At 68.7% G+C, this 25020-nt stretch carries 25 protein-coding genes; 12 read left to right on the forward strand and 13 right to left on the reverse strand.

What is annotated here, in order from left to right; genetic code table 11:
* Positions 1-44: 44 nt before the first annotated feature.
* The 3 genes from bioB to AC3IS2_RS00755 all read right to left on the reverse strand — a co-directional run bounded on the left by bioB (position 45) and on the right by AC3IS2_RS00755 (position 4013).
* The gene (gene bioB / locus AC3IS2_RS00745; RefSeq protein WP_489198765.1) at positions 45-1061 is read right to left on the reverse strand and encodes a biotin synthase BioB; all 1017 of its coding nucleotides are present in this window, start codon (positions 1059-1061) and stop codon (positions 45-47) included.
* 50 nt (positions 1062-1111) lie between these two features.
* Positions 1112-2455, reverse strand: a complete 1344-nt coding sequence (locus AC3IS2_RS00750) for a metal-dependent hydrolase family protein (RefSeq protein WP_489198766.1) — start codon at positions 2453-2455, stop codon at positions 1112-1114.
* Between the two features lie 73 nt (positions 2456-2528).
* Positions 2529-4013 carry a globin-coupled sensor protein gene (locus AC3IS2_RS00755; protein WP_489198767.1) on the reverse strand — a complete coding sequence of 495 codons (1485 nt, stop codon included), beginning with the start codon at positions 4011-4013 and terminating at the stop codon, positions 2529-2531.
* A 224-nt stretch (positions 4014-4237) separates the two neighbouring features.
* Here AC3IS2_RS00755 and ahcY point away from each other — a divergent pair, with 224 nt between their 5' ends.
* Positions 4238-5629 carry an adenosylhomocysteinase gene (gene ahcY, locus AC3IS2_RS00760; RefSeq protein WP_489198768.1) on the forward strand — a complete coding sequence of 464 codons (1392 nt, stop codon included), beginning with the start codon at positions 4238-4240 and terminating at the stop codon, positions 5627-5629.
* A 189-nt stretch (positions 5630-5818) separates the two neighbouring features.
* On the opposite strand, the gene AC3IS2_RS00765 is transcribed toward ahcY, so the two are convergent.
* Both AC3IS2_RS00765 and AC3IS2_RS00770 read right to left on the reverse strand, forming a co-directional pair.
* A complete protein-coding gene (locus AC3IS2_RS00765) occupies positions 5819-6940 on the reverse strand; it encodes a hypothetical protein (RefSeq protein WP_489198769.1) in 1122 nt (373 codons plus the stop codon).
* A 107-nt stretch (positions 6941-7047) separates the two neighbouring features.
* On the reverse strand, positions 7048-9207 hold the full coding sequence (locus AC3IS2_RS00770) for a TonB-dependent receptor domain-containing protein (RefSeq protein ID WP_489198770.1): 2160 nt from the start codon (positions 9205-9207) through the stop codon (positions 7048-7050).
* 151 nt (positions 9208-9358) lie between these two features.
* Here AC3IS2_RS00770 and AC3IS2_RS00775 point away from each other — a divergent pair, with 151 nt between their 5' ends.
* Both AC3IS2_RS00775 and AC3IS2_RS00780 read left to right on the forward strand, forming a co-directional pair.
* The gene (locus AC3IS2_RS00775; RefSeq protein WP_489198771.1) at positions 9359-9562 is read left to right on the forward strand and encodes a twin transmembrane helix small protein; all 204 of its coding nucleotides are present in this window, start codon (positions 9359-9361) and stop codon (positions 9560-9562) included.
* A 21-nt stretch (positions 9563-9583) separates the two neighbouring features.
* Positions 9584-10156, forward strand: coding sequence for a cob(I)yrinic acid a,c-diamide adenosyltransferase (locus AC3IS2_RS00780; protein WP_489198772.1), 573 nt, complete (start codon positions 9584-9586; stop codon positions 10154-10156).
* A 125-nt stretch (positions 10157-10281) separates the two neighbouring features.
* Here AC3IS2_RS00780 and AC3IS2_RS00785 read toward each other — a convergent pair whose 3' ends face one another.
* Positions 10282-10623, reverse strand: a complete 342-nt coding sequence (locus AC3IS2_RS00785; protein ID WP_489198773.1) for a hypothetical protein — start codon at positions 10621-10623, stop codon at positions 10282-10284.
* Between the two features lie 124 nt (positions 10624-10747).
* Between AC3IS2_RS00785 and AC3IS2_RS00790 the strand changes: the two genes are divergently transcribed.
* From AC3IS2_RS00790 to arfB, 7 genes are all read left to right on the forward strand, one after another.
* Positions 10748-11512 carry an electron transfer flavoprotein subunit beta/FixA family protein gene (locus AC3IS2_RS00790; RefSeq protein WP_489198774.1) on the forward strand — a complete coding sequence of 255 codons (765 nt, stop codon included), beginning with the start codon at positions 10748-10750 and terminating at the stop codon, positions 11510-11512.
* Positions 11513-12442 (forward strand): electron transfer flavoprotein subunit alpha/FixB family protein, encoded by a 930-nt coding sequence (locus tag AC3IS2_RS00795; protein ID WP_489198775.1) that lies wholly within the window; start codon positions 11513-11515, stop codon positions 12440-12442. It abuts the gene before it with no gap.
* Between the two features lie 87 nt (positions 12443-12529).
* On the forward strand, positions 12530-12811 hold the full coding sequence (locus tag AC3IS2_RS00800; protein WP_489198776.1) for a DUF167 domain-containing protein: 282 nt from the start codon (positions 12530-12532) through the stop codon (positions 12809-12811).
* Positions 12812-12898: 87 nt separating this feature from the next.
* Positions 12899-14389 (forward strand): amidohydrolase, encoded by a 1491-nt coding sequence (locus AC3IS2_RS00805; protein ID WP_489198777.1) that lies wholly within the window; start codon positions 12899-12901, stop codon positions 14387-14389.
* Positions 14390-14392: 3 nt separating this feature from the next.
* Positions 14393-15736: an amidohydrolase family protein gene (locus AC3IS2_RS00810; protein ID WP_489198778.1), complete on the forward strand. Its 1344-nt coding sequence runs from the start codon at positions 14393-14395 to the stop codon at positions 15734-15736.
* Between the two features lie 265 nt (positions 15737-16001).
* Positions 16002-16460 carry a YaiI/YqxD family protein gene (locus AC3IS2_RS00815; protein ID WP_489198779.1) on the forward strand — a complete coding sequence of 153 codons (459 nt, stop codon included), beginning with the start codon at positions 16002-16004 and terminating at the stop codon, positions 16458-16460.
* Positions 16457-16858: an alternative ribosome rescue aminoacyl-tRNA hydrolase ArfB gene (gene arfB, locus AC3IS2_RS00820; RefSeq protein WP_489198780.1), complete on the forward strand. Its 402-nt coding sequence runs from the start codon at positions 16457-16459 to the stop codon at positions 16856-16858. The genes AC3IS2_RS00815 and arfB overlap by 4 nt, the downstream gene beginning before the upstream one ends.
* A 26-nt stretch (positions 16859-16884) precedes the next feature.
* On the opposite strand, the gene AC3IS2_RS00825 is transcribed toward arfB, so the two are convergent.
* The 3 genes from AC3IS2_RS00825 to AC3IS2_RS00835 are packed head-to-tail and all read right to left on the reverse strand — an operon-like array spanning position 16885 to position 19725.
* On the reverse strand, positions 16885-17349 hold the full coding sequence (locus AC3IS2_RS00825) for a hypothetical protein (RefSeq protein WP_489198781.1): 465 nt from the start codon (positions 17347-17349) through the stop codon (positions 16885-16887).
* 22 nt (positions 17350-17371) lie between these two features.
* Complete coding sequence (ubiB, locus tag AC3IS2_RS00830) at positions 17372-18955, reverse strand: 2-polyprenylphenol 6-hydroxylase (RefSeq protein ID WP_489198782.1); 1584 nt, start codon at positions 18953-18955, stop codon at positions 17372-17374.
* Positions 18943-19725 (reverse strand): class I SAM-dependent methyltransferase, encoded by a 783-nt coding sequence (locus AC3IS2_RS00835; RefSeq protein WP_489198783.1) that lies wholly within the window; start codon positions 19723-19725, stop codon positions 18943-18945. The genes ubiB and AC3IS2_RS00835 overlap by 13 nt, the downstream gene beginning before the upstream one ends.
* Before the next feature lie 303 nt (positions 19726-20028).
* Between AC3IS2_RS00835 and AC3IS2_RS00840 the strand changes: the two genes are divergently transcribed.
* Positions 20029-20328 (forward strand): 4a-hydroxytetrahydrobiopterin dehydratase, encoded by a 300-nt coding sequence (locus AC3IS2_RS00840; RefSeq protein WP_489198784.1) that lies wholly within the window; start codon positions 20029-20031, stop codon positions 20326-20328.
* Positions 20325-21119, forward strand: coding sequence for an SDR family oxidoreductase (locus AC3IS2_RS00845; protein WP_489198785.1), 795 nt, complete (start codon positions 20325-20327; stop codon positions 21117-21119). Before AC3IS2_RS00840 ends, AC3IS2_RS00845 begins: the two co-directional genes overlap by 4 nt.
* 177 nt (positions 21120-21296) lie before the next feature.
* Here the strand turns inward: AC3IS2_RS00845 and thrS are convergent, their stop codons facing one another.
* From thrS to AC3IS2_RS00865, 4 genes are all read right to left on the reverse strand, one after another.
* Positions 21297-23237 (reverse strand): threonine--tRNA ligase, encoded by a 1941-nt coding sequence (gene thrS / locus AC3IS2_RS00850; RefSeq protein ID WP_489198786.1) that lies wholly within the window; start codon positions 23235-23237, stop codon positions 21297-21299.
* Positions 23234-23482: a membrane protein insertion efficiency factor YidD gene (gene yidD, locus AC3IS2_RS00855; RefSeq protein ID WP_489198787.1), complete on the reverse strand. Its 249-nt coding sequence runs from the start codon at positions 23480-23482 to the stop codon at positions 23234-23236. Before yidD ends, thrS begins: the two co-directional genes overlap by 4 nt.
* 81 nt (positions 23483-23563) lie before the next feature.
* Entirely contained in the window at positions 23564-24034 is a 471-nt protein-coding gene (locus AC3IS2_RS00860; protein ID WP_489198788.1) for an iron-sulfur cluster assembly scaffold protein, read from the reverse strand.
* Positions 24035-24107: 73 nt separating this feature from the next.
* A complete protein-coding gene (locus AC3IS2_RS00865) occupies positions 24108-24941 on the reverse strand; it encodes a tetratricopeptide repeat protein (protein ID WP_489198789.1) in 834 nt (277 codons plus the stop codon).
* Between the last annotated feature and the right edge of the window lie 79 nt (positions 24942-25020).

A 25020-nucleotide genomic window follows, 5' to 3' on the forward strand; every position in this document is an offset into this window, starting at 1 on the left:
GCGCCAATGAAATCGCGTTAACCCGACGAGGGCGGCGCGGAGCCCTAGCTCCGCGCCTCTACCCGCAGCGGCATGGGCTTGAGGTCCAGCAGGGCGAACAGCTTGGCGTCGTCGTCCTCTTCCGGGTTGGGCGTGGTCAACAGCTTGCCGCCGACGAAGATGGAGTTGGCGCCGGCCAGGAAGCACAGGGCCTGCATTTCCGGCGTCATGCCCTCGCGACCGGCCGACAGGCGGACCATCGACTGCGGGCAGACCAGGCGGGCGACGGCGACGGTGCGGACGAACTCGATCGGGTCGATCTCGCCTTCCTTCAGCACCCGCTCGCCCAGCGGCGTGCCGCCGACGGGGACCAGGGCGTTGACCGGCAGGCTGTCGGGATGGGCGGGCAGGGTGGCCAGGGTGTGCAGCAGGCCGGCGCGGTCGCGGCGCTTTTCGCCCATGCCGACGATGCCGCCGCAGCAGGTGCTCATGCCCGCGTCGCGGACGTGTTGCAGGGTCTCCAGCCGGTCCTGATAGGAGCGGGTCGTCACCACCTCGGCGTAGTATTCCGGCCCGGTGTCGAGGTTGTGATTGTAGTAGTCGAGGCCCGCGTCCTTCAGCTGCTTGGCCTGGTCGGCGTTCAGCATGCCCAGGGTGGCGCAGGTCTCCAGACCGAGGGCCTTCACGCCCGAGATCATGGCCGCCAGCTTGGGCGTGTCGCGGTCCTTCAGCTCGCGCCAGGCGGCGCCCATGCAGAAGCGGCTGGCCCCGCCTGCCTTGGCCGCCATGGCCTCGGCGATGACGGCGGTGGGCTCCATCAGCTTCTCGGCCTTGAGCCCGGTCTTGAAGCTGGCCGACTGCGAGCAGTAGCCGCAGTTCTCGGCGCAGCCGCCGGTCTTGACCGACAGCAGCTGGGACTTCTGCACCTCGCTGGGGTCGAAGGTGGCGCGGTGCACGCTTGCGGCCTCGAACACCAGCTCCATGAAGGGGCGGGCGAACAGGGCCTCGACCTCCTCCAGCGTCCAGTCGTGACGGGGGATCGAGAGATCGCGGGCGGGTCGGATCGAAGCGTCGTCAGCCATGGGGCGAAGCCTTAGCCGCGCCTCGCCCCGAGGCCAAGTCGGAAGACGCTCTAGCGTTCATCCTTGTAGATGCGGCCGTCGCGCATGACGAAGGCGACGGTCTTGAGCGTCGTCACGTCGGTCAGCGGATCGCCCGCCACGGCGATGACGTCGGCCCGCTTGCCCGGCGCCAGAACGCCCACCTCGTCGGACAGGCCCAGCAGGTCGGCGGCGTTGACGGTGGCGGCCTCGATGGCGGTCATCGGCGTCATGCCGTTCTTGACCATCAGCTCGAACTCGTCGGCGTTGCGGCCGTGCTTGGACACGCCCGCGTCGGTGCCGAAGGCGATGCGGACGCCGGCGGGCACGGCGCGTTGCAGCGACTGGCCGGTGATCTGGATGCGCCAGCGGATCTTGGGCAGGACCTCGGGCGGATAGGCCTCGGGGTCGGCGGCCAGCCGCTCGGTGTAGCCGTTCACCACCGACAGGGTCGGCACGTAATAGGCGCGGGTGCGGCGCAGCAGCTGCAGGGTTTCGTCGTCGAAGATGGTGCCGTGCTCGATCGAGTCGGCGCCCATGCGCAGGGCCAGGTTGATGCCGTCGACGCCGTGGGCGTGGACCGCGACCTTCTTGCCGTACAGGTGGGCCGTGTCGATCAGGGCCTTGGCCTCGTCCTCGAACATCTGGGCGCCCAGGCCGGCGCCGATGCGGCTGTTGACCCCGCCGGTGGTGGCGATCTTGATGACGTCGACGCCGCGGCCGACCTGCAGGCGCACAGCCTCGCGGCAGTTGTCCGCGCCGTCGCAGACGTTGTCGTGGGCCACGTGCTCGCGTAGGTCGTCGTTGAAGCCGAGGCGGCCGTCCATGTGGCCCGAGGTGGTCGAGATGCTGTTGCCGGCGTCGATGATGCGCGGCCCCGGCAGGCGGTGGGCCGCCGTCTCGCCGCGCAGGGCCAGGGTGACGCCGCCCGTGTCGCCCAGATTACGAACGGTGGTGAAGCCCGCCATCAGCGTCTTTCGCGCGTTCATGGCGGCGCTGTAGGCGCGAACCGGCAGATTGTCGGTGATCCCGGCCAGGAAGCCGGCCTGGCCCGCGACGTCCGAGACCAGATGCACATGGCTGTCGATCAGGCCGGGCAGGACGAAACGGTTGCGCTGGTCGACCACGGTCGCGCCGGGGAAGCTTGAGGCGTCGACGAAGCCGTCGCGGATCTCGACCACCTTGCCGTCGCGCACCACCAGGGTCGAAGGCCCGCGCGGCGCCCGGCCGGGATGATCCAGCAGCCGCCCGGCCTGGATCAGGGTCACGGCGCCGGGCGCGGGCGCCGAAGCGGTCTGGGCGGCGGCGGGCAGGGCTGTGGTGAGGGCCCCCGTCAGCGCGATGGCGCAGACGGCGCCCGTCAGAATGGTCTTCATGGTCGAAACTCCCCCTTGAACTTTCGGGGGAGTTAAGCCGTGCGCCGCGTCATGCGCCAGTCCGTAAACGCAATCAGCTGACCGCGCGCAGATGCGGGGCGCCGGACGACCCGCGATCCAGACGGAAACGACCGACCTGCTGGTTCAGGCTGACGGCCTCGTTGGCCAGTTGGCGGGCGGCGGCGGTGGCTTCCTCGGTCATGGCGGCGTTCTGCTGGGTGATGTCGTCCATCTCGCCCATGGTGCGGCGGACGCGGGCCAGACCCTCGGCCTGGTCCTGGGCCGAGCCGGCGATGCCGCTCGCCAGGCCGTCGATGGCCACCACCCGGCCGCCGATGCGCTCCAGCGCCTCGCCGGTGCGTTCGACCAGATCGACGCCGCGCGCCACCTGGGCCGAGGAGGTGGAGATCAGGGTGCGGATCTCGCCCGAGGCCTCGGACGAGCGCTGCGCCAGGGCACGGACTTCCTGGGCCACGACGGCGAAGCCGCGACCGGCGTCGCCGGCGCGCGCCGCCTCGACCCCGGCGTTCAGGGCCAGAAGGTTGGTCTGGAAGGCGATCTCGTCGATCAGGCTGGTGAAGCGGGCGATGCCGGTCGAGGACTCGGCGATGGCGTGGATGGCGGCGACGGCTTCGCCGACCACCTGGCTGCTTTCCTCGACATCGACGCGGGCGGCGGCCAGGGCCTCGGCGGTCTGGCGGGCGTTGTCGGCGGTCGAGGCCACGGCGCGGGCGATGGCGTCGGCCTCGTTGACGGTGCGTTCCAGGTTGGCGGCCTGGCGCTCGGTGCGGCTGGCCAGGTCCTCGGAGGCGGTCGCCAACTGGTTCGAGCCGGCGCTCAGGCTCTCGACGCTGTCGGCCACGGCGCGGACGGCGGTGCGCAGGGCGCGGGTGGCGGCGTGGAAGTCGTTTTGCAGGCTGCGGTATTGCTCGGGGAAGACGCCCGGAATGGTGGTCGACAGGTCGTTCTCGGCCAGGTCGTGCAGGGCGGCGCCCAGGGCGCGGACCACCTCGGTCTGGCGGGCCTCGGCCTCGGCGTGGGCGGCCTGGACCTTGTCGCGCTGCTCCTGCAGCACGTCGAGGTAGATGGAGATGGCCAGGTCCATGTCCAGCATGACCCGCTGGGTCAGTTCGGCGACGGCCTCGGCGGTGACGCGGTCGTGCTCGCGCTTGCTGGCCCAGAACTTCCGGGGGCGCTGGGCGATGGCGCGGGTCAGGTGGGCCAGGATGACGCTGTAGCCGCCGATATACCAGCGCGGCTCCAGCCCGATGCGGGCGTGGACATGGCCGATGGTGCGCACCGACTGGGCGTAGTCGGCGTCGGCGCGGCCGTCGATGATGGCGTCCCAGTGACGCTGCTGGGCGTTGCTGGCGGCGCTGATGTGGCCTTCGTCGCGGAAGAAACGGCGCGTGGTCGGCTCGGCGCGCACCCGGTCGTAGAAGGCGGCCAGGGCCACCGGCGCTTCTTGCCGCAGCAGCGGACTCATGGCGCGATAGCCGGGCGACGCCTGACCCAGACCCATGAAACCCATGCGGTGTTGGATGTCTTCACCGGCCATCGTCGTCGTCTTTCTAAGCAATGCGGCGCAAGGGAGCGCGCCTGGATATCCCTTTGAACCTTATGGGTATTGCGGCTCTTAAGGCGGGGCTACGTACTAGTCCGTAGGGCTGGGGCGCGGCGCTGGCGGCCTGTCATATAAAGCTATCCTTATGGGTTGATTGCCCCGCCGGGCCGGGCGCGCTATAGCGGCGCCTTGAAAATCCTCGCCGCGAGAACTCCTTCATGACCGACTACATCGTTCGCGACATTTCCCTGGCCGATTTCGGCAACAAGGAAATCGCCATCGCCGAAACCGAAATGCCGGGCCTGATGGCGCTGCGCGAGGAATACGGCGCGGCCCAGCCGCTGAAGGGCGCCCGCATCGCCGGCTCCCTGCACATGACCATCCAGACGGCGGTTCTGATCCAGACCCTGGAAGCCCTGGGCGCCGAAGTGCGCTGGGCCTCGTGCAACATCTTCTCGACCCAGGACCACGCCGCCGCCGCCATCGCCGCCGCCGGCACGCCGGTCTTCGCCACCAAGGGCGAGACCCTGGTGGAATACTGGGACTACGCCCACAAGATCTTCGAATGGGCCGACGGCGGCTATCCGAACCTGATCCTCGATGACGGCGGCGACGCCACCCTGCTGTGCGTGCTTGGCCCGAAGGCCGAAAAGGACATCTCGGTCCTGTCGAACCCGCAGAACGAGGAAGAAGAAGCCCTGTTCGCGGTGATGAAGCGCTACATCGCCGAGAAGCCCGGCTTCTACTCGGCTATCCGCGACGCCATCGGCGGCGTGTCGGAAGAGACGACCACGGGCGTGCACCGCCTGTATCAGATGGCCGAGCGCGGCGAGCTGCCCTTCCCCGCCATCAACGTCAACGACAGCGTCACCAAGTCCAAGTTCGACAACCTGTACGGCTGCCGTGAGAGCCTGGTCGACGCCATCCGTCGCGGCACCGACGTCATGCTGTCGGGCAAGGTCGCCGTGGTCTGCGGCTACGGCGACGTGGGCAAGGGCTCGGCGGCTTCGCTGCGCAACGGCGGCGCCCGCGTCATCGTCACCGAGATCGACCCGATCTGCGCCCTGCAGGCGGCGATGGAAGGCTATGAGGTCCAGACCCTGGACGACGTCGCCGACCGCGCCGACATCTATGTCACGACGACCGGCAACAAGGACGTCATCACCGTCGATCACATGCGCCGGATGAAGAACAACGCCATCGTCTGCAACATCGGCCACTTCGACTCGGAAATTCAGGTCGCCGGCCTGAAGAACTTCAAGTGGGACAAGATCAAGGATCAGGTCCACCACGTCGAGTTCCCGGACGGCAAGAAGATCATCCTGCTGTCGGAAGGCCGTCTGGTGAACCTGGGCAACGCCACGGGCCACCCGTCCTTCGTCATGTCGGCCTCCTTCACCAACCAGACCCTGGCCCAGATCGAGCTGTGGACCAACGTCTCGGCCTACGAGAACAAGGTCTACACCCTGCCCAAGCACCTGGACGAGAAGGTCGCCTTCCTCCACCTGGCCAAGCTGGGCGCCAAGCTGACCAAGCTGACCCAGGCCCAGGCCGACTACATCTCGGTCCCGACCGAGGGTCCGTTCAAGCCGGAACACTACCGCTACTAGGACCCGTCGCAGGTCCGAACGACAGAACCCCGCGCCGTCGTCGGCGCGGGGTTTTCTTTTGGCGCTCCCCGTCCGTCATCCCGGAAGCGGCGCAGCCGCTATCCGGGACCGCAAGAAGCGCTGCCGGTGGTGGCCTGGGCGGTCCCGGCTCTCCGCCTGCGGCTACGGCCGGGATGACGGCGGAGGGGGCTAGGCCGCGTCGCGCGGGTCGTAGGCGTCGGTCTCGCGGCCCATCAGGCCGGTCTCGAAATCCATGAAGATGTCGATCAGCTCGTCGACCCCGACCGGCGGCGCCTTGGGCCCGAAGCGGAAGCGCCAGAAGCTGACGATGTGCTGCACCGCGCCCAACTGGTCGCCCAGTCGCGCGAACAGGGTCGGCGCCTCCAGCAGGAAGTCGCGGAAGGCGATGGGATTGCCCTCGCGGGTCAGGCCCGCATAGGCGTCGTCGTAGTAACGCAGGGTGCGGCTGACGTCCTCGCAGGTCTTCATGATCCGGCCGCGCAGGACCGAGCGGCCGCGGTCGATATATTCCTTGGCGGCGCGATCGCTGGGGCCGACGGGCTGCACGGCGCCCACTTCGTCGGCGACGTTGACGATGTCGCCCATCAGGCTGGCCAGGGTCCATTTGTAATAGAGGAAGCCCTTCCAGCAGAAGACGCCTTCCTGATACTGCTCCGGCTCCAGCCGCAGGGTGGCGCGCAGCGCCTCCAGCCGGTCGCCCGGCGCATTGGACAGGATCTTGGTCGCCATGCGCGCGGTCGAGCCGACCGCCGCCACCCCGCTGCCCATGCTGAGCGTCACCAGGGGCTCGATCTCCTGCTGGACGAAGGCCAGCATCCGCTCCATGTCGGCCTCGCTGAGCGCGAAATAGCAAGGGGCCGCATCGACCTCGCCCCGCCTAAGCTGCTCGCGCAGCAGGAAGGGGTCCAGCGACGGCAGCTGGTCCATCAGCCGCAGGGTCTTCAGGTCAGGATGGTCGGCGGCGATGCCGAACGCTCCCTGCATGGCGCGCTCGAAACCGATCTGGTTGACGAAGACGAAGCGGCCGCCGGTCTTCAGGTCGCTGCTGTCGATGGGCACCACGACCTTGGTCGCCACCTGGCGTCGGCCGGGAAAGGCGTCGGTCTCGTTGCGGCGCAGGCGGTGCTTGATGATCAGGGCGGTGTTCAGCGCCGGGGTGCGGAACATGGGGCGTTCGGCCCAGTCGTCCGTCTCGCCGTGCTCGTCATAGACCTTGAGCAGGTTCAGCACCCGCGCCGTCGAGGCGGTGCGGCGCAGATGCTCAAGATTGCGGATGGCGCGATCAGTCATGGCCGAGGACCGTGCCAGCCAAAAATGACCAACGGCTTAGCTGGGACAAAGAAAGAGGGCCGCCCGGCAAGAGGCGGCCCTTGGAGTTTGGGGAGGAAACGGAAGGATCAGAAGGTCGTCGTCACCGACACCCACAGGCGGCGCGGCTCCTGGTTGTTGGCGTATTCCGGCGCATAGGCGACCGGCGCGCCGTAGGGCTTCAGCGTGACGAAGTCCTTGTTGAACAGGTTGTAGACGGCGGCGTTGATCGTGACCCGCTCTGTCACGTCGTACGATCCGCCGAGGTGGAACAGCTCATAGGCCTTGTAGTCGCCCCAGGCGTCGCGGGCCGCGCCCAGACCGCGGAAACGCTCCGAGCGATACTCGCCGCGCAGCCACAGGTTCATCCTGTCCGTGGCGTTCCAGCGCAGACTGGCGTTGACCATGTGCTCGGGCGTGTCGGTCAGGGGCAGGCCCTTGGCCGCGCCCGACTTCTGCTCGCTGTCGGTGTAGGTGTAGTTGCCCGACAGGGTCCAGTCGGGGGCGAAGCGCCAGCGCGCCGCCGTCTCGACGCCGCGGGTGACGGCCTCATCGACGTTCACCTGCTGGCTGAAGGTGGCGTAGGCAGCCCAATAGCCGACGTCGGTGCAGCCGGTCTTGTTGTAGCTCCCGGCGTCGTATTGCGCCCGCGTCAGGCCGAAGGTGCAGTTCGTCAGCGGCGTGCCGGCGGCGATCTTGTCCTGGAACGCGTTGTTGAAGACGGTCAGGTTGGCGCGGAAGGTCGAGCCGTTGTCATAGAAGACGGCGACCTCGCTGGAGGTCGAGGTCTCGGGTTTCAGGCCCGGCGAGCCGAGCAGGGGCAGGCGGCCTTGCGCGCCGAAGCCGTTGATGCCCTCGGCCAGCTGTTCCAGGCGCGGGGTCTTGAAGCCCTGGCTGACGCCGCCCTTGAGGGTCCACTGGTCGTTGGCGTTCCACACCAGATAGGCGCGCGGGCTGAAGTGGGCGCCGAACTTGGAGTGGTCGTCGTGGCGCGCGCCCAGGGTCAGGGCCAGCGTATCGGTGAAGCGCCATTCGTCCTCGGCGAACAGGGCCCACTGGGTGTGCTCGAAGGTCTTGGGGGCCACGCCGTCGACCATCTGGGCGTCCCAGTACTGGCCGCCGACGGTGAAGCTGTGGTTGCGCCACTGCGAGAACAGCTTGGTGTCGAAGATGGTGTTTTCCGACTCCAGGGTGCGCGCGCCGCCGGCCCCGGCCACGCCGTTGGGGATGATGCGCCCCACCGTCTCGGTCTTGCCGTAGGACAGGTTGGATTCCAGCACGCCGAACGGCAGGCGCCAGTTGTGGGCCAGGGCGACCTGGTCGCGGTTGAACTCCAGCGCGTTGGCATAGCCGCCGGCGGTGGTGTTGGTGCCCATCTGGCCCTTGGCGTTGTCGTACCATTGACGCGACACGTCGACGTCCAGCCACAGGTCGTGGTCGGCGTGGGGCGTCAGGCTCAGACGGCCGCCCAGGGTCCAGATCTCGTTCTCGGTCGAGCTGCGGCCGAAGCCGGTCACGGGCGTCTCGACGCCGCCGACGTTCTCGAACGTCAGGCTGGACTGCTCGCGCGTCAGATAGGAGCCGCGCACCGCCAGACCCAGCAGGTCCTTCACCAGCGGGCCGTTGGCGTAGAAGTCGCCGCCCCAGATGGCGCCGAAATCGTCGTCGCCCTGCAGGGTGTAGTTGGCCGAGGCCGATCCGCCCCAGACGTCGCCGACCTTGCGGGTGATGATGTTGACCACCCCGCCCATGGCGTCGGACCCGTACAGGGTCGAGACCGGGCCGCGCACGACCTCGATGCGCTCGATGGCCGAGACCGGCGGCATGAAGCTGCTGGAGGTCTCGCCAAAGCCGTTCGGCGTCACGCTGCCGGCCGTGTTCTGACGGCGGCCGTCGATCAGGATCAGGGTGTAGTCCGAGCCCATGCCGCGGATGTTGATGGTCTGGCCGCCGGTCTTGCCGACCGCCGCGCCCACATCGACGCCTTCGATATTGGTCAGGATCTCGGCGATCGAGACCGCGCGCATTTCTTCGATCTGGGCGCGCGGGACGACGCTGATCGAGGCCGGGGCCTGGGTGATGCGCTGCTCGAAGCCCGAAGCGGTGACGACCACGTCGGCGACCTTGGTCGTCGTCTGGCGCTGGTCGATGACGGTTTCTTCCGCCATCGCGGCCTGACCCATAGTGAGCGTGGCCAGCGCAGAAGCGGCCAGAAGGGTCGAGCGGCGAGAGACGGCGAAGGAAGACATGAACGGCCCCGGTTGATTTGCGAGCGCTTCTCAACAGCAAGGGCGGCGGCGTGACAACCGGGGTGTGCGAATAGGTCGCAACTGCGGTCGCCGACCGGGCGCGACGTCGCGGGCGCTGGCGCGGCCCGTTCGGCGGGCCTAGAAGGCGGTCATGGAAATCTTCGACATCCTGATCCTGATCGCTATCGCCGCCGTGACCATTACGCTCGGCTTTGGGGTCTACACCCTGTATCGCGGCGGCGACTTCGCTCGCTCGAACTCGAACAAGCTGATGCGGCTGCGCATCATCCTGCAGGCGACGGCGGTGCTGCTGCTGATCGGCGGGATGTGGTGGAAAGCCACGCACGGCGGCTGAATTCACGAGGGGGCTGACGACATGGTCACGCTGAACAAGATCTACACCCGCACCGGCGACGGCGGTCAGACCCGCCTGGCCTCGGGCGCGCCCGTGTCCAAGACTGATCTGCGGGTCGAGGCCTACGGCGCGGTGGACGAACTGAACGCCGTCATCGGCCTGGCCCGCCTGAACAGCGGCCAGAACGACCGCATCGACGCCATGCTGGGCCGCATCCAGAACGAGCTGTTCGACCTTGGCGCCGACCTGGCCACGCCGCTGGACCCGGCCCCGAAATGGGAGGCGCTGCGCATCCTAGCCTCTCAGGTCGCGCGCATCGAAAGCGAAATCGACTGGATGAACGAGAGCCTGAAGCCGCTGGACAGCTTCATCCTGTCGGGCGGTTCGCCCCTGTCGGCGCACCTGCATCTGGCGCGCACCGTCTGCCGCCGGGCCGAGCGCGACGCCATTCGTCTGATGGAATCGGGCGAGCAGGTGAACCCCGAGGCGGTCCGCTATCTGAACCGGCTGTCCGACCACCTGTTCGTCGCCGCCCGCCGCGCCAACGCCAACGGCGCCGCCGACATCCTGTGGAAGCCCGGCGCGACGCGCTGAAACATCACGCCTTGTCCGTCATCCCGGACGGCCGTCAGGCCGATCCGGGACCGCAGGAAGCGCTGCGTTTTGGGCGGTCCCGGCTCTCCGGCTCGTAAACGAGCCTCCGGCTGGGATGACGCTTTTTACTGCTGCTGCAGGGCCGCGACGCGGGCGCGTTCGGCTTCGGTGGCGGCCGCGCGGGCGCGCTTCTCGGCGGTCAGCTGGGTCTCGATCTCGACCAGCTCCTGGTTCTTCTCAGCCGAGGCCTGGGCGCGGGTGACGCCGATGGGGCGGCCGGTGATTTCAGCGATCGAGATCGGCTGGGCGCAGATGCGGCTTTCGATGTCGTACCACTTGCCCGCGGCCTCGCAGCGCTCGCCCGGCTCCATCCAGTAGCGCTGGAACACGAAGATGCCCGCGACCATCAGGCCGAAGATGCTGAAGAACAGGACGCTGAGGCGGCGGATCGTCAGAAAGCGTTTCATACGGGTCTCATAGATGAAAAATGCGCCGGCGACACGACCGCAGTTCACGTAGCGTTACGTTGACAGGCCGGTTTCGCCGGTCCAATCCCTCGACCGACATTTCGATGACCAAGTGGATAGGCTCATGAAGGTACTCGTCCCGGTGAAACGGGTGATCGACTCCAACGTCAAGGCTCGCGTGAAGGCGGACCAGACCGGCGTCGACCTGGCCAACGTCAAGATGAGCATGAACCCCTTCGACGAGATCGCCGTCGAAGAGGCCGTGCGTCTCAAGGAAGGCAAGGAACACCATGCCGCGGGCACGGCGACGGAAATCGTCGTCGTCTCCATCGGCGTGACCCAGGCTCAGGAAACCATCCGCACGGCCCTGGCCATGGGCGCCGATCGCGGCGTCCTGATCCAGTCCGACACGGATCTGGAGCCCCTGGCCGTCGCCAAGCTGCTGAAGGCGGTGGTCGACGAAGAGAAGCCGGACCTGGTCCTGCTGGGCAAGCAGTCGATCGACGGCGACAACAACGCCGTGGGCCAGATGCTGGCCGCCCTGCTGGACTGGCCGCAAGCCACCTTCGCCGGCAAGCTGGCGATCGAGGGCGGCAAGGCTGTCGTCACCCGTGAAGTCGATGGCGGCCTGCAGACCCTGTCGGCGACGCTGCCGGCCGTGGTCTCGGTGGACCTGCGTCTGAACACGCCGCGCTACGCCAGCCTGCCCAACATCATGAAGGCCAAGAAGAAGGAGATCGCGGTCAAGGCGGTCGCCGACTACGGCGTCGATGTCGCTGATCGCCTCAAGGTGCTGAAGGTGACGGAGCCGCCGAAGCGTTCGGCGGGCGTCAAGGTGGCCGACGCGGCCGAACTGGTTTCCAAGCTCAAGTCCGCGGGGGTCCTGTAAATGGCCGTTCTCGTCATCGCCGACCACGACGGTTCGGTTGTTCGCGACACCACCCACAAGACCGTGACGGCGGCCCTGGCCCTGTCGTCGGACGTGGACGTTCTGGTTCTCGGCAAGGACGCCAAGGGTGCGGCTGAGGCCGTCGCCAAGATCGCCGGCGTTCGCAAGGTGCTGCTGGCCGAGGGCGACGCCGTCGCTCGCGGCCTGGCCGAGGCGGTGGAAGCCACCGTCCTGCCGCTGGCCGGCGCCTACGACGCCATCCTGACCCCGGCCAACACCGACGGCAAGAATTTCGCCCCGCGCATCGCCGCCAAGCTGGACACGGCGCCGATCTCGGACATCGTCGAGGTCGTCTCGGCCGACACCTTCGTGCGCCCGATCTACGCCGGCAACGCGCTGGAAACCGTCCAGTCGGCCGACGCCAAGAAGGTCATCACCGTGCGCCCGACGGCCTTCGTCGCCGCCGGTGAAGGCGGCTCGGCCTCGGTCGAGACCGTCGCCGCGGGCGAAGCGCCCCGGACCGCCTTCGTCTCCGAGGAAATGGTCAAGTCGGACCGCCCCGAACTGGGTGCCGCCAAGATCATCGTTTCGGGCGGCCGCGCCCTCGGTTCGGCCGACGAGTTCCACGCCGTGATGGAGCCGCTGGCCGACAAGCTGGGCGCCGCCATCGGCGCCTCGCGCGCCGCCGTCGACGCGGGCTACGCCCCCAACGACTATCAGGTCGGCCAGACCGGCAAGGTCGTGGCCCCGGCCCTCTACATCGCCATCGGCATCTCGGGCGCCATCCAGCACCTGGCCGGGATGAAGGACTCCAAGGTCATCGTCGCCATCAACAAGGACGCCGACGCCCCGATCTTCCAGGTCGCCGACTACGGCCTGGTCGCCGACTACAAGACCGCCGTGCCGGACCTGATGGCCGCCCTGGGCTAAGGGCTTCCACAGACTGAACATGAAGCGCGCCGGACGAGGGATCGTCCGGCGCGTTTTCTTTTTGGCCGGGATAGCGGACATAGGGGCATGACCGCCCGCCTCGCCATCAAGCTGACGCCCCGCGCCGCCGCCGACCGCATCGACGGCTGGGACGTCGATCCCGACGGGCGTCCTGTGCTCAAGGTCCGCGTTCGCGCCCAGCCGGTCGAGGGCGAGGCCAACGCCGCCCTGATCGCCTTTCTGGCCAAGGCGCTGAACGTGCCCAAGCGCTCCGTGTCCCTGGCGCGCGGCGGCCAGTCGCGACTGAAGATGATCGAGGTCGAGGGTCTGGACGAGGCCGAGGTGCGCGACCGCTTGTCCGCCCCCTGACATTACCGCTTTACGCTAGGGGAAAGTGTCGTTTCTATGCGGCCCCATTGTAGGCCCGCCGTACGCGGGCGCGAGGGGGTCTCGTTCATGTCATCCAACCGCTTGCGGGGCTCCAGCCTCGCGGTCATCGCCTGCGCCCTGGGTGCGCTTAGCTTGAGCGCTTGCGCCACGACTGGAGACGCCAAGCCGGCGCCCGAAACGGCGCCGGCCAAGTCCGCCGACCGCACCATGGCCCCCGGCCTGGACGGTTGGGCCAACACCGACCCCTATCCCTCGACCTATCGCGGCCTGCCGCGTGAGAACCTGGCCCTGGTCGGCGCTGTGGTCCTGACCGGCACGGGTCAGAAGATCGAAGGCGGCGTGGTGGTGATCACCGACGGCCGCATCGCCGCCGTCGGCGGCGCCGACACCCCGGTCCCGGCGGGCCACAAGGTGGTTGACGCCCGCGGCCGCTACGTCACGCCCGGCGTCATCGACATTCACAGCCACCTCGGCGTCTATCCCTCGCCCGGCGTCATGGGCATGAGCGACGGCAACGAGGCCACCAATCCGAACACGGCCCAGGTCTGGGCCGAACATTCGATCTGGCCGCAGGACCCGGGCTTCAACACCGCCCGCGCCGGCGGCGTGACCACGCTCCAGATCCTGCCCGGCTCGGCCAACCTGTTCGGCGGTCGCGGCGTGACGGTGCGCAACGTCCCGTCCGTGACCATGCAGGGGATGAAGTTTCCCAACGCCCCCTATGGCCTGAAGATGGCCTGCGGCGAGAACCCGAGCCGCGTCTATGGCGGCCGTAACACCTCGCCCGCCACGGGCATGGGCAATGTCGCCGGCTATCGCGCCGCCTTCATCGCCGCCCGCGAATACAAGGCCAAGTGGGACAAGTGGCGCGAGACGGGGGAGGGCACGCCCCCGACCCGCAACCTGCAGCTCGACACCCTGGCGGGCGTTCTGGACGGCTCGATCCTGATCCAGAACCACTGCTACCGCGCCGACGAAATGGCGGTCATGCTCGATGTCGCCAAGGAGTTCGGCTACAAGATCACCACCTTCCATCACGCGGTCGAGGCCTACAAGATCGCGCCGCTGCTGGCTCGTGAGGGCGTCTGCGCCGCCATGTGGACCGGCTGGTGGGGCTTCAAGATGGAGGCCCTGGACGGCATCGAAGAGAACGCCGCCCTGACCGACGCGCCCGAGGGCTCGTGCGCCGTCATCCACTCCGACGACGCCGAGCTGACCCAGCGTCTGAACCAGGAAGTCGCCGCCGCCCTGTCGGCCGGTCGCCGCGCCGGGATGACCGTCTCGGAAGAGCACGCCATCAGCTGGATCACCCTGAACGCCGCCAAGTCGATCGGCATCGACAAGGAGACGGGTTCGCTGGAAGCCGGCAAGCGCGCCGACGTGGTGATCTGGAGCGCCGATCCCTTCTCGATCTACGCCCGCGCCGATCAGGTCTTCATCGACGGCGGTCTGGCGTTTGACCGGTCCAACCCCGCCTACCAGCCCGTATCCGATTTCGAACTGGGTCAGCCCGGCTTCGGCCAGTCCGCCGCCGGCGTCGCCCAGGGAGCTCGCTGAACCATGCGTATCCAAACCCTTCTCGCGGGCGCTGTCGCAGCGCTCGCCCTCGTCGGTCCCGTAGCGGCGCAGGACGTCGCCATCACCGGCGGTCGCGTCCTGACCGGCACCTCGGTGATCGAGAACGGCACCGTGGTCGTGCGTAACGGCCGGGTCGTCTCGGTCGGAACCGGAGCGGCTCCGGCCGGGCTGCGGGTCGTCGACGCGCGCGGCAAGGTCGTAACGCCGGGCTTCGTCGCCGTGGACTCGGGCCTCGGCGGTTCGGAAGTCGGCTCGGTGCGCGGCTCCAACGACCTGTCGAACAGCGCCAACACCCTGAGCGCCGCCTTCGACCTGTCCTATGGTCTGGACCCCTGGTCCTTCACCCTGCCGGTCGCCCGCCTCGGCGGCGTGACCCGCGCCGTGGTCACGCCCCAGCACGCGGGTTCGGGCGGCGGCCACAGCCATGACGACTCCGACTTCGCCGGGGCCGGCGCGGGCGGCTATCAGACGCCGGGCCTGTTCGCGGGTCAGGCGGCGGTCATCAAGCTGGGCGGCGCCGACATTCTGGTGAAGCCGCGCGTGGCCATGGTCGCCCCCTTCGGCGAGGCCGGAAAGGGCGTCGCCGGCGGCGCCCGCGGGGCCGAGTTCGTCCTGTTCAAGGAGACCCTGGCCGAGGTCCGCCTCTACGCCCGCAACAAGGCCGCCTATGACCGGGCGGCGCTTCGCGACCTGTCGCTGTCGCGCGCCGACCTGGAAGCCCTGATCCCGGTGGCCAATGGCACGATGCCGCTGATCGTCAGCGTCAACCGCGCCTCGGACATCCAGCAGGTCCTGCGTCTGGCCCGCGAAGAAGGCGTCAAGGTCATCCTCGACGGCGCCGCCGAGGGCTGGCTGGTCGCCAATGAGATCGCGGCCGCCAAGGTCCCGGTCCTGCTGCACCCGATCACCAACCTGCCCGGCAATTTCGAGATGCGGGCGGCGCGGATGCAGAACGCGGCGGCGCTGAACGCGGCGGGCGTGGTCATCGCCATCAAGGGCAATGAGGGTTCGACCCACCGCGCCCGCGACATCCGCTACAACGCTGGCAACGCCGTCTCGCACGGTCTGCCGTTCGCGGCGGCGATCCAGGCGATCACGGTCAACCCGGCCCGTATCTTCGGCTTCGACGGCCAGTTCGGCGAGCTGAAGCCCGGCGCGGCCGGCGACGTGGTGGTCTGGTCCGGCGATCCGCTGGAGCCGCTGAGCCAGCCCTCGGCCGTCTTCATCGACGGCGTGGAGCAGCCGCTGCAGGCCCGCAACCTGCTGCTGCGCGACCGCTACCGCACCGGCGGCGAAGGAGCCATGCCGGTCGCCTATCCGCAGTAGGAGACGCTTGCCTTGCCCTCTCCCGGCGGGAGAGGGCTTGAGCCTCCAAGAGCGAAGCGATTGGTCAGGCGACCCGAAGGGCGGCGCGTAGCAGCCAAAGGGTGAGGGTTCACGGTTACAGTCGGCGGACGCCGTCGCGCGGCGGCTCACGCCGAAGGCCGATGAGCGACCCTCATCCGGGCCTTCGGGCCACCTTCTCCCATCGGGAGAAGGGACCAGATCGCGCGCTCTTCTCCCCGTCAGCGCGACGCGTCATAAGACGCTCATGCCCACCACCCTCTACATCGACGCCGACGCCTGCCCCGTGAAGGAGGAGGTCTATCGCGTAGGCCGCCGCTATGGGCTGAAGGTCTTCGTGGTGTCGAACGCCTGGATCAACGTCCCGCGCGAGCCGCTGATCGAACAGGTGGTGGTCGACGCCGGCCCCGACGTGGCCGACGACTGGATCGCCGAGCGGGCCGTGACGGGCGACATCGTCATCACCGCCGACATCCCTCTGGCTGACCGCTGCCTGAAATCAGGGGCGCAGGCGCTGAAGTCGAACGGCCAGCCCTTCACCCCCGACTCCATCGGCTCGGCCCTGGCCGGGCGCATGGTGGGCGAGCATCTTCGCTCCATCGGCGTGGCCACCAGCGGCCCGCCGCCTTTTGCCGCCGCCGACCGCTCGCGCTTCCTGCAGGCCCTGGACACGGCGGTCGTCCGTGCACGGAAAGTTTCTCCGTGAGCCGGATTCCCGAGGACGAGCTGGAGTTTCGCTTCTTCCGCTCGGGCGGGCCGGGCGGGCAGAACGTCAACAAGGTCTCGACCGCCGTGCAGATGCGGTTCGACGTCAAGAACTCGCCCAGCCTGACCGACCCGGTCAAGGCGCGGCTGATGAAGCTGGCGGGCAGCCGGCTGACCCTGGAGGGGGTCATCCTGATCACCGCCGTCCGCTTTCGCACCCAGGAACGCAACAAGGCCGACGCCGTCGAGCGATTGGACGAGATGGTGGCCGAGGCCTCTATCAAGCCGGTCTATCGCGTGGCGACCCGGCCGACGCGGGCGTCCAAGGAGCGGCGGCTGAAGACCAAGTCCACCCGCTCGACGATCAAGAGCGGACGCGGCAAGCCGTCGTTGGACTAGGCGTTAGACGACCCCTCGGTCGCCCCTCAGTCGCCTTGCGCCGGGCGATAGAGCAGGGCCGCGATCTGATCCTCGGCGTCGAAGGCGATGACCCAGTCGGTGGCCTGTTTCTCGAACACCACGCGGAACAGGTCGGCGCCGTCCGTGTGGCCGCGATATTCGACAGCCTGGACCGGCCCCAGTTGCCGCACGCGCGGCGCGAACTCGGCGGCGCGTTCGCGAATCTGCCCGGCCAGGCCGGGGCTGAAGACCGAATAGTCGATCTCGCTCGACTGCAGCGACGCGATCACGGCGCGCAGCGCCTCTTCCGCGCGGGCGATATCGGGGGCGGACGTCGCGGGCGGCGGCGGCGCGGTCCGCGTCTTCACCGCGTCCGGCTCGCCAAAACTGTTCGGAAGCGTGGCCGCCGCCGTTTGCGCCGCAACGGGCAGGGCGAACAGGGAGCCCATAACAGCGCCCAAGACAGCGGCGGCGAGGATCGGGGTCTTCATACGCGCAGGCTCCGAAGAAACGTCAGGCGACGATCATCGGCCAGAGTGTCAGGACCAAGGCGGCCGTCGACGCACAGACGGCGACGGTGACGGCGGCGACCACCCAGGCCCGGGTTCCGGCCTTCTCGACCACCAACGTCTGAGATGGCGGCGGGTTCTGCACCAGACGCGACAAGGCTTTCAGGGCGGCGACCGCTTCTTCGATGGTTTCCTTCACCTGGGCCTGCGGACCCAGTTCGCGCTTGATCCAGCGCTCGACCACGGGCTTGGCCGCCTCCCACAGGTCGTGGTCGGGGTTGAGGCGGCGGGCGACGCCCTCGACCGAGACCATGGTCTTTTGCAGCAGCACCAGTTCGGGCCGCATATGCATGTCGAACAGGGCGGTGATCTCGAACAACTGGCCCAGCAGACGGCCCATCGACACCTGGCTGGCCTGGCGGCCGATGACCGGTTCGCCGACCGCGCGCAGGGCCTGGGCGAAGGTGTCGACCGAGTGGTGCGGCGGCACATAGCCGGCCTCGAAGTGGACGCGGCTGATGCGGTCATAGTCGCGGCTGATGAAGCCCCACAGGATCTCGGCCAGGTAGCGGCGCTCGGCCGGACCCAGACGGCCGACAATGCCGAAATCGACCGCCGTCAGCTCGGCCGGGGCGCGGGCGAACAGATTGCCCTCGTGCAGGTCGGCGTGGAAGACGCCGTGGTCCAGCGCCTGGATCAGGAAGGCGCGCACCACCTTGTCGGCCAGGGCATCCTTGTCGAGGCCGGGCAGGGCGTCCAGCGCCGGATCGGTCATGGGCAGGCCGGGGGCCCATTCCAGCGTCAGCACCCGCTTGCCCACCCCGTCCCAGATGATGGCGGGGGCGGACATGTAGCCGTCCTTGGCCATGACCTCGGCCAGTTCCGAGGCGGCGGCGGCCTCCAGCCGCATGTCCAGCTCCAGCGACAGGGCGCGGGCGATGATCTCGACAAAGGCCTGCGGCTCCAGCCGCCGGGCGGGTTCGACGAATTTCTGCACCAGCTTGGCGCCCAGGCGCATGGAATCCAGGCCGTGGGCCACGCGGCGCTCGACGCCGGGGCGCAGCACCTTGACCGCCACCTTGCGGCCGTCGGCCAGATAAGCGGGGTGCGCCTGCGCCAATGAAGCGGCGGCGACGGGCGCGCCCAGATCGCGGAACAGGCTCTCGACCGGCCGGCCCAGCGAGCGCTCGATCTCGGCGCGGGCCTCGTCCAGCGGGAAGGGCGGCAGCTTGTCCTTCAGTCGGCCCAGGTCCTGGGCGAACTGGATGCCGAAGATGTCGGCGCGGGTGGCCAGCACCTGACCCAGCTTGATGGCCACGGGACCCAGGTGCTCGAAGGCCTGACCCACGCGCTGGCCGGGGCGACCGGCGCGGTGCTTGCGGCTGGCCGTCATCTGCACCAGACGCGCGAAGGGCCGGGTCCAGGCGGGCAGCAGAGGATTGACCTCGCGCGGGATCAGGGCGTCATGACGCGCCAGCACCCAGCCCCAGCCGATCAGGCGCAACGTCGCGCCCAGCGGATCGCGGACGGGTTCCGGCGGCGGCGCGGGCGGCGGGGTCTTGACGGACAGCCGGCTCAGATCGCCCACCCGTGGTGGATGGCCGCGATCCCGCCCGACAGGTTGGTGACGCTGACGCGGCTGAACCCGGCGTCCTCGATCATGCGCTTGAAGGTGGCTTGGTCGGGGAAGCGACGGATGCTCTCGACCAGATACTGGTAGCTGTCGCGATCCTTGGCGACCCATTCGCCGATCCGCGGAATGGCGTGGAAGGACCAGGCGTCATAGGCTTTGCGCAGGGCTTCGGTCGTGGGGCGCGAGAACTCCAGGCAGATGAAGCGCCCGCCCGGCTTCAGCGCGCGCCGCGCCTCCTTCAGCGCTCCCGACACGTCGGACACGTTGCGGATGCCGAAGCTGATCGAATAGGCGTCCAGGCAGGCGTCGGGAAAGGGCAGGTTCATGGCGTCGCCGACGCCCCAGGCCATCTCGGGCTCGCCGCCCTTGGCCACGCCGTTCAGGATCATCTCGGCGTTGTAGTCCATGACGATGACGGTGGCGTCCTCGCCGCCGCGGCGCGCTTGCGCCGCATGCGCCATCTTCGAATAGCGCCGGGCCATGTCGCCGGTGCCGCCGGCCATGTCGAGGATGACCTCGCCCGGACGGGCGTTCAGCTTGGCCGCCGCAGCATCCTTCCACAGACGGTGCACGCCCGCGCTCATCAGGTCGTTCATCAGGTCGTAGTTGGACGCGACGGAATCGAAGACGCCGCGCACCATGCGGACCTTTTCCTTGGCGTCCACGTCGCGGAAGCCGAAGGAGGAGGTCTTGCCGGAGGCGGGGGAGGGATCGGCCTGGGTCATGGATGCGGGTGTAACGCCTCGCGCGCGCGGCGTCATCCGGGGAAGCGTCGCAGCCTTTGAAAGCCCTCCCCCTCGAGGGGGGAGGGTTGGGTGGGGGTGGAGCCGCAACCTCAACCGATCAAGCACCTGAGACATGAACCGTTCAGTCTCCCGCGCCACACCGTCGACCTCGGCTCCTACACCCCATCCCCGACCCTTCCCCCTCGAGGGGAAGGGAGGATAAGTCAGGCCTGCTTGTGCCCTCGCTGCTTGCCGCCAGTCGGGGCGCGCGATACGCCTGAAGAAACGCTGAGGAGACGCCCCATGACCGCCGCCGCCCTGGAAGTGACCGAGGTTCTGAAGGGCCTGCCCGACTGGCGCCGCGCCGACGACCCGCGCCCGGCCATCGCGCGCTCGCTGCGCTTCAAGGACTTCAACGCCGCCTTCGGCTTCATGACCCGCGTCGCCCTGCTGGCCGACAAGGCGGACCACCACCCCGAATGGTCGAACGTCTACAACCGGGTCGAGGTGCTGCTGACCACCCACGACGCGGGCGGCGTGACCGAGCGGGACGTGGCGATGGCCCGCTTCATCGACGAGGCCGTCAAAGGCCAGGTCGAGTGAGCGGCCGCGTCGCCGGCAAGGCCGCCCTCATCACCGGGGCGGCGGGCGGTCTGGGCCAGGCCATGGCGCGGATGCTGGTCAGAGAGGGGGCCAAGGTCGCCGTCTCCGACCGCGACCTGGACGGCGCGCGGGCGCTGGCCGAGGCCATCAACGCCGAGCATCCGAGCGCGGCCTTCGCCCCCGCCCATGCCTATGAGCATGACGTGACGCGCGAGGACGACTGGGTCCGTGTGGTCGCCGCCGCCGCCGAGGACATGGGCGGCCTGTCCATTCTGGTGAACAACGCCGGCATCGGCGGTCAGCTTTTGTGGGCCGAGCAGGACACGCTGGAGAACTGGCGGCTGGTTCAGGCGGTGAACCTGGAATCCGTCATGCTGGGCTGCAAGCACGCCATGCCCCATCTGCGGGCCTCGGGCGCGGGTTCGATCGTCAACATCTCGTCGATCGCGGGACTGGCGGCGGCGCCGGGCATGGGGGCCTACAACGCCACCAAGGCGGCGGTCTGGCTCTACACCAAGACGGTGGCGCTGGAGGCGGCCAAGGCGGGTTGGAACGTCCGCGCCAACTCGGTCCACCCGGTCTTCATCAAGACGCCGATCCTCGACCCCTTCATCGCCATGGCCGGCGGCGACGAGACGACGGCCCACGAAAAGCTGGCGCGCGGCATCCCCCTGAAGCGGCTCGGCGAGCCGGACGACGTGGCCTACTGCGTCCTCTACCTGGCCTCTGACGAGTCCAAATTCGTCACCGGCGCCGAGTTCAAGATCGACGGCGGCATGACGGCCCAGTGACCTTATCCGTCATCCCGGCCGGAGCCTCGCTCCGCGAGGCGCAGAGCCGGGACCGCCCAAGACGCTGTCGGTGGGTTTCTTGGCGGTCCCGGATAGCCCTGCGGGCTTCCGGGATGACGAAGGTGAAGCGGCCTCAAAGAAAAACGCCCCGGCATTTCGACCGGGGCGTTCTCATGTTCAGGCCTCGCCGTCGCGGAGGCGCTTCAGGTCCGGCGCCAGGGCCTCGTCCGTCAGCAGGGCGATGGCTTCCTCGATGGTGACCACGGTCTGGGCCTGCGAGCCCAGGCGGCGGATGGCGACCTTGCCTTCCTCGGCCTCCTTGCGGCCGACGACGGCGATGGCGGGCACCTTGCCGACCGAGTGTTCGCGGATCTTGTAGTTGATCTTCTCGTTGCGCAGGTCGGTCTCGACGCGCAGGCCCGCGGCGCGGAACTTGGCCGCCACTTCCTCGGCATAGCCGTCGGCGTCCGAGGTGATGGTGGCCACCACGGCCTGGGTCGGCGCCAGCCACAGCGGGAAGGCCCCGGCGTAGTTCTCGATCATGATGCCGATGAAGCGCTCGAACGAGCCCAGGATCGCGCGGTGCAGCATGACCGGACGGTGCTTCTGGCCGTCCTCGGCGATGTAGGTCGCGTCCAGACGGTCCGGCAGGACATAGTCCAGCTGGATCGTGCCGCAGGTCCATTCGCGGCCGATGGCGTCCTTGACGATGAAGTCCAGCTTGGGCGCGTAGAAGGCGCCGTCGCCCTCGGCGATGACCGGCTCGACCCCGGCGGCGCGGGCGGCTTCGGCCATCTGGGCCTCGGCCTTGTCCCAGAACTCGTCAGAGCCGGCACGCACGTCGGGACGGGTGGCCAGGTTGATGTAGGCCGTCTCCATGCCGAGGTCGGCGTGGACCGACTGGGCCAGCTTGATGAACTCGGCCGTCTCGTCGACGATCTGGTCTTCGCGGCAGAAGATGTGGGCGTCGTCCTGGGTGAAGCCGCGCACGCGCATCAGGCCGTGCAGCGACCCCGAGGGCTCATAGCGGTGGCAGGCGCCGAACTCAGCCATGCGCAGCGGCAGTTCGCGATAGGAGCGCTGGCCCTGATCGAAAATCTGGACGTGGCCGGGGCAGTTCATCGGCTTGAGGCTGAGGGTTTCGCCCTCCACCGTCTCGCAGACGAACATGTTGGGGCGATACTTCTCCCAGTGGCCCGAGGCCTCCCAAAACTTGCGGTCCAGAACCTGCGGCGTCTTGACTTCGACATAGCCCGAGGCGTCCAGACGGCGGCGCATATAGGCCTCCAGCACGCGCCACAGGACCCAACCCTTGGGGTGCCAGAAGACCATGCCGCGGCCCTCTTCCTGCATGTGGAAGAGCTCCATGGCGCGGCCCAGCTTGCGGTGGTCGCGCTTCTCGGCCTCTTCGATGCGCAGCAGATAGGCGTCCAGGTCCTCCTTGGTCGCCCAGGCGGTGCCGTAGATGCGCTGCAACTGGGCGCGGCTGGAATCGCCGCGCCAGTAGGCGCCAGCCAGCTTGGTCAGCTTGAAGGCCTTGCCGACGAACTTGGTGGTCGGGAAGTGCGGCCCCCGGCACAGGTCGGCCCATTCGCCCTGCTTGTAGACGGTGATGGTCTCCGTGCCCGGCAGGTCGCGGATCAGCTCGGCCTTGTAGGTCTCGCCGATCTTCTCGAAGTGGGCGATGGCCGTGTCGCGGTCCCATACCTGACGCTCCAGCGGGGCGCCCCGGTCGATGATCTCGCCCATCTTCTTTTCGATCTTGGCGAAGTCGTCGGTCGAGAAGGGCTCGTCGCGGGCGAAGTCGTAATAGAAGCCGTCCTCGATGGCCGGGCCGATGGTCACTTGCGTGCCGGGGAACAGTTCCTGCACCGCCTGGGCCAGCACGTGGGCGGCGTCGTGGCGGATGGTCTCCAGCGCCTCGGGATCGTCGCGCATCAGCAGGCGGAAGTCGCCGTTGCCGTCGATGACGCGGTCCAGGTCGCGCTGCTCGCCGTTCCAGACGACCAGGGCCGCCTTCTTGGCCAGCGAGGGCGAGATGGCGGCGGCCACGTCGCGGCCCGTCGAGCCGGCCGGATACTGACGCACGGCGCCGTCGGGGAATTTCAGTTCGATCATGACGGTCGTTCTTTTTCGATCTTGGCGGGCGGCACGGGATCATAGCCCGAACCGCCGAAGGGATGGCATTTACAGAGACGGCGCATGGTGAGCCATCCCCCCCGAACCGGACCGTGCTGGAGCAGGGCGTCGCGCCCATAGTCCGAACAGGTCGGCAGAAACCGGCACGACTGGCCGAAGAAGGGGGACAGCGTCACCTTATAGCCCCGATGGGCCGCGCGGACGCTGCGTTCGTAGAGAGACATCTGTCCCTTCGCCGGGGGCTCTGTTTCGGGTTCGCGCCGCTTATCCCTCTTCATCGCAGGGGGATCAACCGGACGAAGCCTTCAGGCCGCGCCGGCGAGGCGAGTTCGCGTATCGCTGTGGTGTTTCGCCAACGCCTGGCTCACGGCGTCGAGCGTCGCTTCCAGCGCCACCATGGTCGAGGCGTGACGCGCCGGATAGTCGGCGACCTGTTTCAGCACCCGCAGGCCCTCGAAGCGGCCTTCGGGGCCGTCGCCGCCGGATTTCAGCATGGCCAGCATGGCGTCGCGGGCCTCGGCGATCTCCGACGCCGAGGCGCCGAGGATGCTCTCGCCCACCACGCCCGCCGCCGCCTGACCCAGGGCGCAGGCCTTCACCGCCTGGGCGAACTCGATGATGCGGCCGTCGGCGTCCAGCACCACGTCGATCACAGCCTTGGATCCGCAAAGCTTGGCGACGCGCTCGGCGCTGCCTTGCGGCGCGGCCAGACGCCCGCTGTGCGGCAGGTTGGCCGCCAGCGACAGGATGCGCGCGCTGTAGAGGTCGTCGATCATGGGGGAAAGATAGGCGCGATGGGCAGAAGAATGAAGATGCGATCCTCCCCCGCTGCGCAGGGGAGGATTGAAGTCAGCCGCCCTGGACCGAGGACCAGGTGCGCGTCGGGCTGACGGTTTCGGTCGCTGCAACGGGCGCGCCCCTCGTCGCCGCCGTCCGCTCCGCCAGCCAGAGCAGGTTGGCGTCGGCGGCGTCGGGCGGCAGGTCGCGGCGCAGGATGGCCTCGGCCTCGGCGGTCTTGCCCTGCAGACCCAGCGACAGGGCCAGGTTCTGACGCACCTTCAGCGTCGCCGTCGGCTGGGCGGCGGCGCGGCGCAGCAGGATTTCAGCGGATTGCGCGTCGCCCTCGCCCATGCGGGCGATGGCGGCGTTGGTCAGGACATCCGGGTTGTCGGGCGACAGGCGCAGGGCCTCGGTCCAGGCCGCCTTGGCGTCGTCGCCTCGGCGCACCTGCTGATAGGCCACGCCCAGCAACGACAGGGGGCGCCAGTCGCGCGGGGCTGCGGCGCGCGCCTGCTCCAGCGCGGCGATGCCGTAGAAGGCCTGACCGCGCGCGATGTGGGCGCGGCCGACCTCCAGCATGGCGTCCACATTGGCGGGCTGGACGGTCAGGACGTTCTGCGCCGTCTCGGCGGCCTGATCGAACTGGCCCATTTCGCGCAGCGCCTGGGCCAGCTTGACCCCGGCGACCGGGTCCATCGGATTGACCTGCTGTTCCTGCGACCAGAAGACCGAACGGCTGAGGGCGTCGGCGCGGTCGTAGCTGGCGCGGGTCGCGGCGTCGGCGGGCTGGCGCGCGACAGGCGCCGCGGCCGCTGCCGGGGCAGGGGTTTGGGCGACAGCGGCGCCCGTCAGGCCCAGAAGAGCCAGCGTCATGGTTGCGGCGGCGGCGGCGGTGCGCGACATGGAGAGGGTCCGGACGGTTTCCTGCGACGTCAGCGTCGCGCCTCCGGGTCAAGGTTTGGTTAATCGGCCTTTAAGGGCC

This window comes from Brevundimonas sp. KH_025, assembly GCF_057839885.1.